The organism is Mycolicibacterium austroafricanum, assembly GCF_000612725.1.
Taxonomy (GTDB): Bacteria; Actinomycetota; Actinomycetes; order Mycobacteriales; family Mycobacteriaceae; genus Mycobacterium; species Mycobacterium austroafricanum.
In genome coordinates this window covers 140,182-154,204 of sequence record NZ_HG964455.1, presented here as the reverse complement: position 1 = coordinate 154,204, position 14,023 = coordinate 140,182, and the positions used below count along the sequence as shown (strand labels likewise).

The window sequence follows — 14,023 nt, the reverse complement described above, 5'->3', positions numbered from 1 at the left end:
CAAGAAGGCTGCTCCCGCCAAGAAGGCGCCCGCCAAGAAGGCTCCGGCCAAGCGCGGACGCAAGTAGGCACGTCTCACACGGATACGCCGCGGATCAACAGAGATCCGCGGCGTTTCTGTGTCGTCGTCCCGCCGGACTTGAATTCAATTGTGCGGTCACTTCTTCGGCGGCAACGGGCTGCTGATGTGGTCGGCAGCGACCAGACGGCCGTCGGACAGCGACATCACCCACGTGCTGCCCTTGCGGTTGCGGGACTTGTCCGGCCGCACGCCGTCGCGCTCGCACCACCAGGTGATGAGGTCGGGGATCACCTTGCCCTGGGTGCAGATCACCGGTGCGGCCGACTTCTCGGCGATCTCGAGGATGCGTTGGCGAGCCGCTTTCCGGTCATCCGCGTACGCCTCCTCGGTCAGCGCGGGCTCGTCGTGGATCACCGCACCCAGCTCCTCGGCCAGCGGGTCCAGCGTCTGATGGCAGCGCACCCGGTCGGCGGCGAACAACTCCTCGGCGCCGAACGCGAGCAGTTGCCCGACCAGCGATTCGGCCTGGGCGCGGCCGTGCTTGTCCAGCGGGCGGTTTCGGTCGTCACCGCGGTACCGCGACCTGTCGCCCGCGGTGCCGTGTCGGACGATGATCACCGTCTGCGTGTCGGCGGGTAGCTTCTGGAACCGGCGCAGCACCTTGCGGTCGTGCGGATAGCTCAGCATGGACATCGCCTGTGCGACCGGCAGCCAGCGCAATTCGTCGACTTCGTCGTTGGCGGCGAACTCGCCTCCGACGCAGCGGGCGGCCCAGTAGCGCACCTTCTTTATGTCCGTGTCCACCGGGTAGGTGACCGTGGGCAGCCGGCGCCCGAGATGCGCTCGGTACCCGGTTTCCTCGGCGATCTCGCGGACGGCGGTGACGGCCTCGGTCTCGCCGGGGTCGACCTTGCCCTTCGGCAGGGACCAGTCGTCATAGCGTGGCCGGTGGATGACCGCGATCTCCGGTGTGCCCGTGAATTCCTTGGGACGCCACAGCACCGCACCGGCGGCCAGGATCGGCGACTGCTTCACCACGACTGCACCCGGCTTGCGCTCCTTCGGCACCTCAACTCCTGTGTGTCATCGGGGTCCCGGGGGGCCGGGCTACGGATGCCTGTGTCGTTCCATCAGCGACCTCTGATGGTCCCGCACGGTGCGCCCCTCCTGAGGTGAGGCCGTCCAGTGTCCATCAGAACCGAGCTCCCAACACCGGGTGCCCGGGTCGGTGGCCGACTCGAAGATGTCGTTCAGTTGGGCGGTCAGCCGTGGATCCTTAACCTGCGCCATGACTTCCACGCGCCGGTCCAGATTACGATGCATCATGTCGGCGCTGCCGATCCAGTATTCGTCGATGGCCCGGAAATGAATGATCCGTGAATGCTCAAGGAATCGACCGAGGATCGACCGGACCGCGATGTTCTCCGAGAAGCCGGGCTCCCCGGGACGCAGCGCGCAGATGCCACGCACCACGACCTCGACCCGTACCCCGGCCTGCGACGCCCGGTACAGCGCGTCGATGACCTGCTCATCGACCAAGGCATTGGCTTTCAAGCGGATCCGGCCCTCCGCGCCGTCGCGGGTCGCGGCGATCTCGCGCTCGATGCGCTCGATGATGCCTTTGCGCACGCCGTAGGGGGCGACCAGCAGGTTGCGGTAGGACTCCTTCCGCGAGTACCCGGTCAGCGAGTTGAACAGGTCGGTCAGGTCGGCGCCGATGTCGGGAGCCGCCGTCAGCAAGCCGATGTCCTCGTACAGTCGCGCGGTCTTCGGGTTGTAGTTGCCGGTGCCGACGTGGCAGTACCGACGGATCGTCGACCCTTCCCGGCGCACCACCAGGCAGGTCTTGCAGTGGGTCTTCAGACCGATGAGCCCGTACACCACGTGCACGCCGGCCTGTTCGAGAGCGCGCGCCCACTTGATGTTGGCCTGTTCGTCGAACCGTGCCTTGATCTCCACCAGCGCCACCACCTGCTTGCCGGCCTCGGCGGCGTCGATGAGCGCGTTGACGATCGGCGAGTCACCCGAGGTGCGGTACAGGGTCTGCTTGATCGCCAACACGTTGGGATCGGCGGCGGCCTGCTCGATGAACCTCTGGACGGTGGTGGAGAACGAGTCGTACGGGTGGTGCACGAGAACGTCGCCGTCGCGCAGGGCCGCGAAGATGCTCTTGGGTGTCTCGCGCTCGCCGAACGCCGACGGGGTGGCGGGCACGAACGGCGGATCCTTGAGGGCGGGCCGGTCCACACCGTAGATCTGCCAGAGTGACGACAGGTCCAGCAGCCCCGGAACTTCGACCACATCCCCGGGGGCGACGTCGAGTTCGCGCAGCAGCAACTCCAGCATGCCCTCGGTCATGTCGTCGGAGACTTCGAGCCGCACCGGCGATCCGAACCGCCGACGCGCCAGTTCCCGTTCGAGCGCCTGCAGCAGATCCTCGTCGCGGTCCTCTTCGACTTCGAAGTCGGCGTTGCGGGTGATCCGGAATGCGTGGTGCTCCACGACCTCCAGCCCGGGGAACAGCACGGGCAGGAACGCGGCGATCAGCTCCTCCATGGGCAGGAATCGCACAGTGCGCGGCGTGTCCTCCCGGCTCGCCAGCTCCACGAATCGGTCGACGTTGTCGGGCACTTTGATTCGGGCGAAATGCTGTCCGCCGTCGTCGGGGTGTTTGACCGTGATGGCGAGGTTGAGGCTCAGCCCGCTGACGAAGGGGAACGGGTGCGCAGGATCGACGGCGAGCGGTGTGAGGACCGGGAAGACCTGCTCATGGAAGTAGGTCGACAACCGTCCCCGTTCGGCGTCGTCGAGTTCGGCCCAGTTGACGATGACGATGCCCTCTTGGGCGAGCGCGGGACGCACCGAGTCGAGAAAGACGTGTGCGTGGCGGCTGGCGATCTGTTGGGTGCGTTCGCTGATCCGGCGCAGTTGTTCGCGTGGCGACAGCCCGTCTGCCGAGCGCACCGACAACCCCATCTCGTCGCGCCTCTTGAGCCCGGCGACACGCACCATGTAGAACTCGTCGAGGTTGGACGCGAAGATCGCAAGGAACTTCGCGCGTTCCAGCAGGGGCAGCGACGGATCGGCCGCCAGGGCGAGTACGCGAGCGTTGAAGTCCAGCCAGCTCAGCTCCCGGTTGAGGTAACGGTCTTCGGGGAGCGGGTTCTCGACTGTGGGAGGGGTCGCCGCCGGTGGCGCCTCGGGCGCGGAGTCCGCGGACCCCGAGACCGCCGGTGGGGGAGTCGTCTCCGATGCCTCGGAGGCCTCCGTGCTGTCCGGTCGGGTCTGGGCTTCGGTCATATCTGTCGATGATTCCCTATACCGGGGTGCTCCTGCCACCGAGTCCGCCGATGCGCATTGAATTCACTGCGCGCGTGCGATGGCCCGCGCCGTCGCCGGACCGACGCCGAGGTCATTGAGGGCCAGCACGTCGTCGGGAGTGTCGATGTCAGAGCGCAGGCCAGGCCAGTCGCCGGTCAGTTCCACGGCTCCGGACCGGCGATGCCGCTGGGCGGAGTCCAGCCCGAAGTGTGGGTCGAGCGGCGCTCCGAAGGAGAACAACGCCGACGTACCGGTGCCGTGCCGGTCGGTGACAAAGCTGCGGGCGTGTGCCCGTGCCGCACCGATCGCCTCGGCCAGTTCCACAGTCCGCAGCGCCGGCAGATCACCTTGCAACGCAACCACGTTCGTGTTCTCCCGACGGGCGACGACCTCGGCTGCCGTCAGCGCGTTGTTGAGCGGATCGTGATGCCCCGGCGGAGTCGGGTCAGGCAGCACGAGTGCGCCCAGTTGCCGGGCGGCGTCGGCGGCATCCTCGTCAGGCGTGACGACGAGAACCGATCGCAGCGCGGGCACGGCGATCGCCGCGGTGATCGTGTCGACGAGCATGGCGAGCACGACGTCTTCGCGGGTCCGGGCGGAAAACATCGGCGCGAGCCTTGTCTTGGCCGCAGTGAGCCGCTTGACCGCGATCACCAGGCCGACGTCGGCGTGGCTGTTGTTCATGCCGCTCACGAGCGCCATCCTGCCAGCCGATTATTCCCGGTTAGTCTGAAGCCGTGGTAGAGGCGACGGTGATGGGTGCCGGGGCGTGGGGCACGGCCCTTGCGAAAGTGTTGGCTGATGCCGGCAACAGCGTCACGCTGTGGGCCCGTAGGCCCGAGTTGGCGGACGAGATCAACCGGACGCATCGCAATTCCGGCTATCTGGATGCCGAGCTGCCCGAAGCGATCCGTGCCACCAGCGACGCCGCCGAGGCACTCGCCGGGGCCTGCACGGTGTTCCTGGCCGTCCCGTCGCAGACCCTGCGGGCCAACCTCGAGCTCTGGAAGGACCACCTCGGCTCCGACACGACGCTGGTGAATCTGGCCAAGGGAATCGAACTGCACACGCTGATGCGGATGAGCCAGGTCATCGTGCAGGTGACCGGTGCCGACCCCGGACGGGTGGCCGTCGTCAGCGGGCCCAACCTGGCCAGCGAAATAGCGCAGGAGCAGCCGGCTGCCACCGTCGTGGCGTGCACCGACTCGGGCCGGGCGGTGGCGCTGCAGCGCGCACTGTCCACCGGGTACTTTCGGCCCTACACCAACGCCGACGTCATCGGCGCCGAAATCGGGGGCGCCTGTAAGAATGTCATCGCGCTGGCCTGCGGGATGGCGGCAGGTGTCGGGCTGGGAGAGAACACTGCCGCGGCGATCATCACCCGCGGCCTTGCCGAGATCATGCGGCTTGGAATTGCGTTGGGGGCCAAGCCCGCCACCCTGGCCGGGCTGGCCGGCATCGGTGATCTGGTGGCCACCTGCATGTCGCCGCACTCCCGGAACCGCTCCTTCGGTGAACGTTTGGGCAAGGGCGGCACCATGCAGGCCGCCCTTGATGCGGCAGGCGGCCACGTCGCCGAGGGTGTCACGTCGTGCCAATCGGTGCTGGCTCTGGCATCGAGTTACGACGTCGAGATGCCGCTGACCGACGCGGTGCGTCGGGTCTGCCACAAGGGTCTGTCCGTCGACGACGCGGTGGCTCTGCTTCTGGGCCGCACTACCAAACCGGAGTGACCGAGCACATGGCGGGCACCTATGGAGATTCCACGAGGAGTGTCAAAGCCGTTGGTGCCGAAGCGATTCCAGGACTCCCGGTGTCATCGCCACCGGTTCCTGCGGCCGCTTACCACTTGGCCCCCGACGAAGACGGCTCGCTCGACAGCTATGGCCGTAGCTCCAATCCGACATGGCGCCAGCTGGAATCGGCGCTGGCAAGGCTCGAAGGTGCCGCCACCGCACTGGTTTTCGGCTCGGGAATGGCGGCCCTGACGTCGGTGCTGCGCGTCGTCGCGGAGCCGGGCCACACCCTCGTCGTGCCCGCCGACGGCTATTACCAGGTGCGCGCCTACGCCAAGGAGTACCTCGCCCCGCGCGGGGTCACCGTCGTCGAGGCGCGGTGCGCGGAAATGTGCGACGCCGCCCGCGATGCGGACGTGGTGCTGGCGGAGACACCGTCGAACCCCGGACTCGACGTCGTGGACCTTCATCGGTTGGCGATGACCTGCCGGGCCCAGCGGACCTTGCTCGTCGTGGACAACACCACCGCCACCCCGTTCGGCCAGCAGCCGTTGTCGCTCGGCGCCGATCTGGTGGTGGCCAGTGCCACCAAGGCGCTCGCGGGGCACCACGATGTCCTTGCCGGCTACGTCGCCGGTAGTCAGCCCGAGTTGATGGAGCGCGTGCAACGCGAGCGGCTGCACGCCGGGCCGATCCTCGGCGCGTTCGAGGCCTGGCTGGTGTTGCGCAGCCTCGGCAGCGCCGGGCTGCGCTTCGAACGGCAGTGCCAGAACGCCGCGGCGCTGGCCCTGATGTTGCGATCTCACCCGGCCGTCCACACGGTGCGCTATCCCGGCCTGCCCGAGGACCCTTCCCATGCCGTCGCCTCGATGCAGATGCGGCGCTTCGGCGGGATCGTCGCCGCCGAGCTGGGTGACGCGCAGGCCGTACACGACCTGGTGCGCAGAAGTGCGCTGCTGATCGCATCGACGAGCTTCGGTGGCATCCACACGTCGGTGGACCGCCGCGCCCGCTGGGGCGACCACGTCTCCGACGGCTTCGCCCGGATCTCGCTGGGCATCGAGGACACCGACGACCTGGTCGACGACGTCCGGCAGGCACTCGGAGCCGGATGACGCGGCCGGGGCGGTAGCCTCTCTAGGTTGTGACTGCCCGCATCCGAGTCGCCGTCGTCTACGGCGGACGAAGCTCCGAACACGCGATCTCGTGTGTTTCCGCAGGCAGCATCCTGCGCAACCTCGACCCGCAGCGGTTCGAGGTGGTCCCTGTCGGCATCACCCCCGAGGGCTCGTGGGTGCTCACCGACGGGCGGCCCGAGACCCTGGCGATCACCGACGGTGCTCTGCCGGGTGTCAGCGGATCCTCCGGCACCGAACTCGCGCTGGCCGCCGATCCGGGCCGACGCGGCCAACTCTTGTCGCTGGGGGACGCCGCAGGGGATGTGCTCGCCGCCGTCGACGTGGTGTTCCCCGTCCTGCACGGCCCCTACGGTGAGGACGGCACGATCCAGGGCCTGCTCGAGTTGGCCGGTGTCCCATACGTGGGGGCGGGGGTGTTGGCCAGTGCCGCCGGCATGGACAAGGAGTTCACCAAGAAGTTGCTCACCGCGGCCGGGCTACCGGTCGGTGACCATGTCGTCCTGCGGCCGCGCGAGGCCACCGTGTCGCTGGAAGACCGGGAACGGTTGGGGCTGCCGGTGTTCGTCAAGCCGTCCCGAGGTGGGTCGTCGATCGGCGTGAGTCGTGTGACGGCGTGGGACGCGTTGCCCGCCGCCATCGAATTGGCTCGGCGGCACGATCCCAAGGTCATCGTCGAGGCGGCGATTCCGGGCCGCGAGCTGGAGTGCGGCGTGCTGGAGTTCCCCGACGGCCACCTCGAAGCCAGCACGGTGGGGGAGATCCGGGTGGCCGGTGTGCGCGGGCGCGAGGACGGCTTCTACGACTTCGAGACCAAGTACCTCGACGACGGTGCCGAACTCGACGTTCCCGCCAAGGTTGACGACGCTATCGCCGAAGCGGTCCGGGGGTTGGCCATCCGTGCGTTCGACGCGATCGACTGCCAGGGCCTGGCGCGGGTCGACTTCTTCCTCACCGACGCCGGACCCGTCATCAACGAGATCAACACCATGCCGGGATTCACCACGATCTCGATGTATCCCCGGATGTGGGCGGCCAGCGGCATCGACTACCCCACACTTCTGGCGACGATGGTCGAGACGGCTATCGTACGAGGCACCGGCCTGCGCTAAAACGGTGGTGGCTCGTCGCCGTAGTCGGTTGGTGGTGGTCGACCTGCCTGTCGGTCGTGTTCGACGGCGGTGGCGCGTTCGGATTCGAGGGCGCGTTGGGTGGCGTTGTGTTCGCGTTCGGTTTTGATGCGGGCGGCTTGGTCGGCGGCGCGGGTGCGTCGTCGTTTCGGCATCTTGGCCAGTCGGTTGGGATCTGGTGGCGGAGCGGTCATCGGTGGTAGTTCGGCGGTGGTGGTGTCCCAGGCGGGGAAGAACAACCGGCTGCCCGGGACTGTGGTGTTGCGCTGCCCGGCCGGGGTGGTCCAGACCACCGTCCCGTCCGGCAGTTGTTCCTCGTGCCAGCCGTCGGCGAAGGTTTTGCCGAGGTGGTGGGTGCGGCATTTGCAGTTCAGGTTCGACGGGTGGGTGGGCCCGTACGGATAGGGCACCACATGGTCGAGGTCGCAGTGTTCGGCGGGCACGTCACAGCCGGGGTAGCGGCAGAACAGGTCCCGGGCACGTACGAACGCCGCCAGTTTGGCCGAGGGGCGGTAGTGCGGTTCTGGGTCGGGGCCGGGCAGCCACAGGGTTTTGATCGCCGCGCCGGCCCGGATCGCCTCGGCCAGTGCCACGATCGGCAGGATCTTCACCCCGGGCAGCAACGCCACTCCTGAATCCCGCACACACCGACGACGATTCACCGGTGAGGGCGACGGCACCGGCTCCACCGCGGGCGTGGCGGGCGTCGTCTCGGCCGCGGGCTCAGATTCGGACTCGGGCTCCTCGTCCTCGTCCACTTCCGATGCGCGGGGCTCGGTCTGAGGTTCGGGTCTGAGCTCCTCGTCCTCACCAACCTCCGACGCGCCAGCCTCGGGCTCGGCCTCGACCGCAGGTTCGGGCTCGGGCTCGGGCTCGGCCTTCCCCTTCGCCTGCGCGTGCTTGTCGGCGAGTTTGTCTTGTTGGTCGCGGTCTTGGTCGGCGATGAGTTGGCGGACGGCGTCGAGGGCGGCGGGGTCGGCGAGCACCGAGATCACCACGTTCGACGATCCCGGCACCACCGCGGCGGCGGTGCAGTCCGGGGATCCGCAGCGGCACCGCAGACGGTCCTGGCCGCGGACGATGGCCCCGACCGCATGCGAGCGCCGCACACAGACGCTGCGGGGGTCGTTGTCGCAGAGCCCTTTGAGCAGTTCGGCGATGCGGGCCGCCAGCACCGCCGCATCGCAGCCCAGGATTTTGCCCCACACGGTGACCAGTGCGTCGGGGTCGTCGCTGGCCCCGACCCTAAAGTCCAGGCCGCTGACGTGTTCGCGGGCCCGGATCACCGCATCGGGGTCGTACCGCTCGATCACTGCGTCGAGGGCTGCGGTCAGCTTGTCGTCGGACAGGGGTTCCCACCGCGTCGCCTTGTCCGCCATTGCGGTGTCCAGCAGCGCCAGCAGGTGCGGGTCCTGCACCAGCCGGGTGCGCCAGGTGATCTGCCCGATCAACCGGGTGCTGAGGCGGCCCGCCGCGAACAGGGCTGCCACCTTGGGGAGCCGGTCGTGCAGGGCCACGGCGATGCGCATCTGGGCCGAGGCGCGGCGGTGGCTGGTGTTGAGCGCCGCGCCGAGTTCGCAGGCGGTCTCGGCCCAGGAGTCCCACACCCACTGGTCACGCACGTCGTCAAACGTCACGGACTCGTGCACCAGTGCCGCGATCGCCGCCGATTTACGCGCCCCTGCCCGGGATTCCTCGCAGGCGGCTCGTTCGATGGCAGCGAGCAACGCCGGCTCGTCCAGCCCCGCGAACATCCGATCGAACATACGTTCTACACTACCGCCGCCCGGTGACAAGTCCCGCCACCAATCCACACCCCCGCCGAGATTGCATCCACGGCGGCACAATCTCGAATTCCGCAGCCGTAGAAGCAATCTCGACGGTGAGAGACCCTCTGGCGAGCCGCTACCCGATCGGGGCCGGATCCGGGGGCCTGGACTGCAGAGTGTCCGCGATGATCTTCGAAAGCGTCTGGATGGGCGTCGGCCCCGAATCCGCCGGGATCGTCAACGCCACATACACGGGACGGTCCACCGCGAACCAGGTGCTGCGTTCGCCGGCCGGATCATCCGCCCCTGCTTCGCCCACCCGGTCATTCCCCGCCCCTGCTTCGCCCACCCGGTCATTCCCCGCCCCTGCTTCGCCCACCCGGTCATTCCCCGCCCCTGCTTCGCCCACCCGGAACCACTCGACGGCATCGACCACCTGCACCGGCGCTCCGGCCACGAACTCCGCGGGCCGGTCCAGCCCACACCTGAGAATCAGAGCTTCGCTACCCGGCTCCTCCCGCTGCCAGGCGGCCGTTCCCGGCGGCGCAGGCTCCAGCAGTGCGGCGCGACGGTAGTCGCCCAGCTGATCGGGCAGCGCATCGACGAGGGCGCGGCACTGCGGGCTCTCAGCGCGCGGAGCGGGAATCCCTGCGATCGCGACGGGTTGCGGCTCCGGTGTGCGCTGCAGCACCGCGGCGACCACGAGCACGGCGACGAGCCCGCCGACGGCGACGATCAGCGAAGCGATGAGCGCCGCCCGTGGCGGCCCGTCTGTGCTCTCGCTGCTCACACGCCAACTCTAGGGCCGTGCCCCGTCGGCGATCGGGCAGGTCAGTGTCCGGGTGATGCCCGCGACCTGCTGGACGCTGGGCACCACCGTCGACTTGAGCTCGTCGAGCGAGTTCGCGGCGACCCGGACCACCACGTCGTAGGGCCCGGTCACATATTCCGCCGAAACCACACCGGTGAGGCCTGCGAGTTGTTTGGCAATCACTTCCGCGCGGCCTACCTCGGTCTGGATGAGAACAAATGCCTCGACCACAGTTCCCTCCGTCCGGCTGCATAGACTCCACGCGGCAGGGACCAAACGTACCTCAGGCGGGCCGATGGTTCAGGGCGGCAGCGCGGCGAGAGGATCGGGCATGGCGGGCGAGGACGCCGACGACACACTGTCGGCGCGGGGCGAATTCGCCGTGATCGACCGCTTGACGGCGGGGCGGCGCCAGCCGCCGTTCGTCACGCTGGGTCCCGGTGACGACGCGGCGGTCGTGCTCGCCCCGGACGGCCGGGTAGTGGTGTGCACCGACATGCTCGTCGAAAACCGGCACTTCCGGCTGGACTGGTCTTCGCCGCACGACGTCGGGCGAAAAGCCATCGCGCAGAACGCCGCCGACATCGAGGCGATGGGCGGCAGGTCCACGGCGTTCGTCGTGGCGTTCGGCGCACCGGGTGATACCGACACCGCGAGCGCGGTCGAACTCGCCGACGGTATGTGGCACGAGGCCGGGCTGATGGGTGCGGGCATCGTCGGCGGAGATGTCGTGGCCGCACCGCAGTGGGTGGTTTCGGTGGCCGCGCTGGGCGATCTCGGCGGACGCGACCCGGTGCGCCGCGACGGAGCGAAACCCGGCGACATGGTGGCGGTGGTCGGCGAACTGGGTCGTTCGCAGGCCGGTTTCACGTTGTGGGACAGCGGAATATCCGGACACGACGCGTTGCGCAGGCGCCACCTGGTCCCCGAACCGCCATACGGGCAAGGGGAGATCGCCGCGCGGGCCGGTGCCACCGCGATGACGGATGTCTCCGACGGTCTGCTGGCCGACCTCGGGCACATCGCGTCTGCTTCGGAAGTGAGCATCGACCTGGCGATCGGGCACCTGCAGTCCGACATCGACGCGTTGGCCGAGGCGGCCGCCGCGGTTGGTGCAGACGCCCGGCAGTGGGTGCTCGGCGGCGGCGAGGATCACGCGCTGGTGGCCACTTTCGCCTCCCAACCGCCGCCGGGTTGGCGCGTCATCGGCACTGTCGGCGCCTCGGACGGGACGACTGCGGTCACGGTCGACGGTGCCCGGTGGCGCGGAAGCGCGGGCTGGCAGTCGTTCTGAGAACCATCGCCCGCTAAGTTGGCCTCTCGTGACTGCACGCCCATTGAGCGAATTGATCGACGACGGCTGGGCCTCCGCGCTCGCGCCGGTGGAATCCCAGGTGACCCAGATGGGTGAGTTCCTGCGCGCCGAACTGGCCGACGGCCACCGATATCTACCCGCCGGAGAAAACGTGTTGCGTGCGTTCACGTTCCCGCTGGAAAAGGTGCGGGTGCTCATCGTCGGTCAGGATCCCTATCCGACACCGGGGCACGCCGTCGGGCTGAGTTTCTCGGTAGCGCCGGACGTGCGACCGCTGCCGCGCAGCCTCGACAACATCTTTCGTGAGTACCGGGAGGACCTCGGATATCCCACGCCTTCGACGGGTGACCTGACGCCGTGGTGCGAGCAGGGCGTGATGCTGTTGAACAGGGTCCTCACCGTGCGGCCGGGAACACCGGCATCGCACCGCGGCAAGGGCTGGGAACCGGTCACCGAGTGTGCGATCCGCGCGCTGGTGGCTCGTCAACAGCCGATGGTGGCGGTGCTGTGGGGCAGGGACGCCTCGACGCTGAAGCCGATGCTGGGCGACACCGCGGTCATCGAATCACCGCATCCGTCGCCGCTGTCGGCGTCACGCGGATTCTTCGGCTCAAAGCCGTTCAGCCGCGCCAACGACCTGCTCACGCAGATGGGCGCCGAGCCTGTCGACTGGCGCCTGCCCTGACGGGCTCACTGCGTCGGCAGTGTCAGCCGCGCGAGACCTTGCCGGCCTTCAGGCACGACGTGCACACGTTGACACGGTGCTTGTTGCCGCCGGGGGCGGCCACGGCGCGCACCGACTGGATGTTCGGGTCCCACCGACGGCTGGTACGGCGATGGGAGTGTGACACCGACTTGCCGAAGCCGGGGCCCTTCCCGCAGATCTCGCACACGGCAGCCATGTTGAAACTCCTCGAATCAGTACTCAGGGGTCTTAGGTCGGGGTCTGGATTACTCCGGCCACCACAGGGCGGCGCGACCCGACAACCTGATCAGGATACCGGCCGTCGCAGCGATCACCAAAAACCCGGTGATCGCGGTGTCCACAGGACGCGTCCTGCACACTTCGGTGCTGTCCGCCACACTGACTAGGCTGACGCCGACGTCGGAAGCAGGGTGGAGGTGGAATGTCGGCTCGGCGCCTCGATGCATCCGCCCTGCGGCACTGGGCCCATGCGGCCGTCGCTGACCTGATCAGCCACACCGACGAGATCAACCAGCTCAACGTCTTCCCGGTTGCGGACGCCGACACCGGGACGAACATGCTGTTCACGATGCGTGCCGCCTGGGCGGAGGCCGACAGTTGCGACGCCGGCGACGACGTCACCGCGGTCGCCGCCGCCCTGGCCGGCGGCGCGTTGCACGGTGCGCGCGGCAACTCCGGCGTGATCCTGTCGCAGATTCTGCGGGCGGTCGCCGAGGTCACCGCCTCCGCCGCCGAGGACCGTGACGGAGTGCTGGCCGACATCACCGGTCCACTTCTGAGCTCCGCGCTGCGGCACGCCGTCACCCTGGTCGTCACATCCATGGGCGAGGCCGTGCCGGGCACCATCGTCTCGGTCCTGCACGATGCGGCCGAGGCGGCCGAGGAGGCGGTGTCGGCGGAGGCCGAGCTGGCCGACGTCGTCGCCGCATGTGCGCACGCCGCTGGGGCCGCGCTCGACCGCACGCCGACCCAGCTCGACGTGTTGGCCGACGCCGGAGTCGTCGACGCCGGGGGCCGGGGCCTGGTGGTCCTGCTGGACGCGCTGTGCGCCACCCTGACCGGCCACGCGCCCCGGCGTGGGGTCTATCAGCCGTCCCCGAAGAAGTCGTCGGCCCCGTCGTCGGCGGCACACGCGACCCCGAGCTTCGAGGTGATGTACCTGCTCGCCGACTGCCACGCCGAGGACATCGAAAAATTGCGCGCAGCGCTCGAGGAACTCGGCGACTCGATCGCCATCGCGGCGTCGGGCTTCGGCGAGGCCGGGGGAGCCGGCCCTGGCCACTACTCGGTGCACGTGCACGCGGACGACGCAGGTGCCGCCGTCGAGGCCGGGCTGGCGGTCGGCAGCCTGAGCCGCATCCAGATCACGTCCCTGAGCGGCGGCGGCGACCGCCACCCGGCCGGAGGCTGGAGCAGACAGCGTGCGGTGCTCGCCGTCGTCGACGGTGACGGCGCGGAAAGCCTGTTCACCGGTGAGGGCGCCGAGATTCTGCGGCCGCAGTCCGATGTGCCGGTCAGCGCCCAGCAGCTGCTGCACGCCCTGGTCAACACCGGTGCCGCGCAGGTGATGGTGCTGCCGAACGGGTACGTGGCCGCCGAGGAGATCGTCGCCGGATGCGCCGTGGCCTCCGACTGGGGGATCGACATGGTGCCCGTGCCGACCGGGTCGATGGTGCAGGGGCTGGCCGCACTGGCCGTCCACGATCCCGAGCGTCGCCTGGTGGACGACGGCTACACCATGGCCAGGGCCGCGGCGGGTGCCCGGCACGGGACGGTGCGGGTGGCCGCCGAGGAAGCGCTGACCTGGGCCGGTGCCTGCAAACCTGGCGACGGACTCGGCATCGCCGGCGACGAGGTCGTCATCGTCGGCGCCGACGTCGTGGCTGCCGGTGCGGGACTGATCGACCTGATGTTGGCGGCGGGTGGTGAGTTGGTCACCGTTCTCACCGGTGACGGCGTGGGACCCGAGATCGGGGAGGCGCTCGCCGAGCACGTCCACCACCACCACCCCGGTACCGACCTGGTCACCTTCCACACCGGGCACCGTGTCGACGCGCTGGTCATCGGGGTTGAGTGAC

Annotated in this window: 13 protein-coding genes; 6 read left to right on the top strand and 7 right to left on the bottom strand. The window is 68.9% G+C overall.

Translation table 11 applies throughout. The features are described from left to right. Window positions 1–156: 156 nt before the first annotated feature. The 3 genes from mutT1 to cofC form a co-directional block, all read right to left on the bottom strand. Window positions 157–1,089 (bottom strand): 8-oxo-(d)GTP phosphatase MutT1, encoded by a 933-nt coding sequence (gene mutT1, locus BN976_RS20910; protein ID WP_011779367.1) that lies wholly within the window; start codon window positions 1,087–1,089, stop codon window positions 157–159. 39 nt (window positions 1,090–1,128) lie between these two features. Next, window positions 1,129–3,321 (bottom strand): RNA degradosome polyphosphate kinase, encoded by a 2,193-nt coding sequence (locus BN976_RS20905; protein WP_011779368.1) that lies wholly within the window; start codon window positions 3,319–3,321, stop codon window positions 1,129–1,131. Between the two features lie 63 nt (window positions 3,322–3,384). Further along, complete coding sequence (gene cofC, locus BN976_RS20900) at window positions 3,385–4,026, bottom strand: 2-phospho-L-lactate guanylyltransferase (RefSeq protein ID WP_109489644.1); 642 nt, start codon at window positions 4,024–4,026, stop codon at window positions 3,385–3,387. Between the two features lie 71 nt (window positions 4,027–4,097). Here cofC and BN976_RS20895 point away from each other — a divergent pair, with 71 nt between their 5' ends. The 3 genes from BN976_RS20895 to BN976_RS20885 are packed head-to-tail and all read left to right on the top strand — an operon-like array spanning window position 4,098 to window position 7,326. After that, on the top strand, window positions 4,098–5,075 hold the full coding sequence (locus tag BN976_RS20895) for an NAD(P)H-dependent glycerol-3-phosphate dehydrogenase (protein ID WP_011779370.1): 978 nt from the start codon (window positions 4,098–4,100) through the stop codon (window positions 5,073–5,075). Window positions 5,076–5,083: 8 nt separating this feature from the next. Beyond that, window positions 5,084–6,193, top strand: coding sequence for a cystathionine gamma-lyase (locus tag BN976_RS20890; RefSeq protein WP_011779371.1), 1,110 nt, complete (start codon window positions 5,084–5,086; stop codon window positions 6,191–6,193). A 29-nt stretch (window positions 6,194–6,222) separates the two neighbouring features. Continuing rightward, a complete protein-coding gene (locus tag BN976_RS20885; protein ID WP_036373560.1) occupies window positions 6,223–7,326 on the top strand; it encodes a D-alanine--D-alanine ligase family protein in 1,104 nt (367 codons plus the stop codon). On the opposite strand, the gene BN976_RS20880 is transcribed toward BN976_RS20885, so the two are convergent. The 3 genes from BN976_RS20880 to BN976_RS20870 form a co-directional block, all read right to left on the bottom strand. Beyond that, complete coding sequence (locus BN976_RS20880; protein WP_036373557.1) at window positions 7,323–9,110, bottom strand: HNH endonuclease signature motif containing protein; 1,788 nt, start codon at window positions 9,108–9,110, stop codon at window positions 7,323–7,325. The genes BN976_RS20885 and BN976_RS20880 overlap by 4 nt on opposite strands. Window positions 9,111–9,249: 139 nt before the next feature. Further along, complete coding sequence (locus tag BN976_RS20875) at window positions 9,250–9,903, bottom strand: DUF3515 domain-containing protein (protein WP_036373553.1); 654 nt, start codon at window positions 9,901–9,903, stop codon at window positions 9,250–9,252. Window positions 9,904–9,912: 9 nt separating this feature from the next. Further along, the gene (locus BN976_RS20870; protein ID WP_036373550.1) at window positions 9,913–10,155 is read right to left on the bottom strand and encodes an Lrp/AsnC ligand binding domain-containing protein; all 243 of its coding nucleotides are present in this window, start codon (window positions 10,153–10,155) and stop codon (window positions 9,913–9,915) included. A 100-nt stretch (window positions 10,156–10,255) separates the two neighbouring features. On the opposite strand from BN976_RS20870, the gene BN976_RS20865 reads away from it, so the two are divergent. Together BN976_RS20865 and BN976_RS20860 are read left to right on the top strand one after the other, a co-directional pair. Further along, on the top strand, window positions 10,256–11,218 hold the full coding sequence (locus tag BN976_RS20865; RefSeq protein ID WP_036373547.1) for a thiamine-phosphate kinase: 963 nt from the start codon (window positions 10,256–10,258) through the stop codon (window positions 11,216–11,218). 28 nt (window positions 11,219–11,246) lie between these two features. After that, window positions 11,247–11,924, top strand: a complete 678-nt coding sequence (locus BN976_RS20860) for a uracil-DNA glycosylase (protein WP_036373544.1) — start codon at window positions 11,247–11,249, stop codon at window positions 11,922–11,924. Between the two features lie 22 nt (window positions 11,925–11,946). Here the strand turns inward: BN976_RS20860 and rpmB are convergent, their stop codons facing one another. Beyond that, window positions 11,947–12,141, bottom strand: coding sequence for a 50S ribosomal protein L28 (gene rpmB / locus BN976_RS20855; RefSeq protein ID WP_011779382.1), 195 nt, complete (start codon window positions 12,139–12,141; stop codon window positions 11,947–11,949). A 225-nt stretch (window positions 12,142–12,366) separates the two neighbouring features. Between rpmB and BN976_RS20850 the strand changes: the two genes are divergently transcribed. Next, on the top strand, window positions 12,367–14,022 hold the full coding sequence (locus tag BN976_RS20850) for a fatty acid kinase ATP-binding subunit FakA (RefSeq protein ID WP_036373541.1): 1,656 nt from the start codon (window positions 12,367–12,369) through the stop codon (window positions 14,020–14,022). Window position 14,023 lies beyond the last annotated feature (1 nt).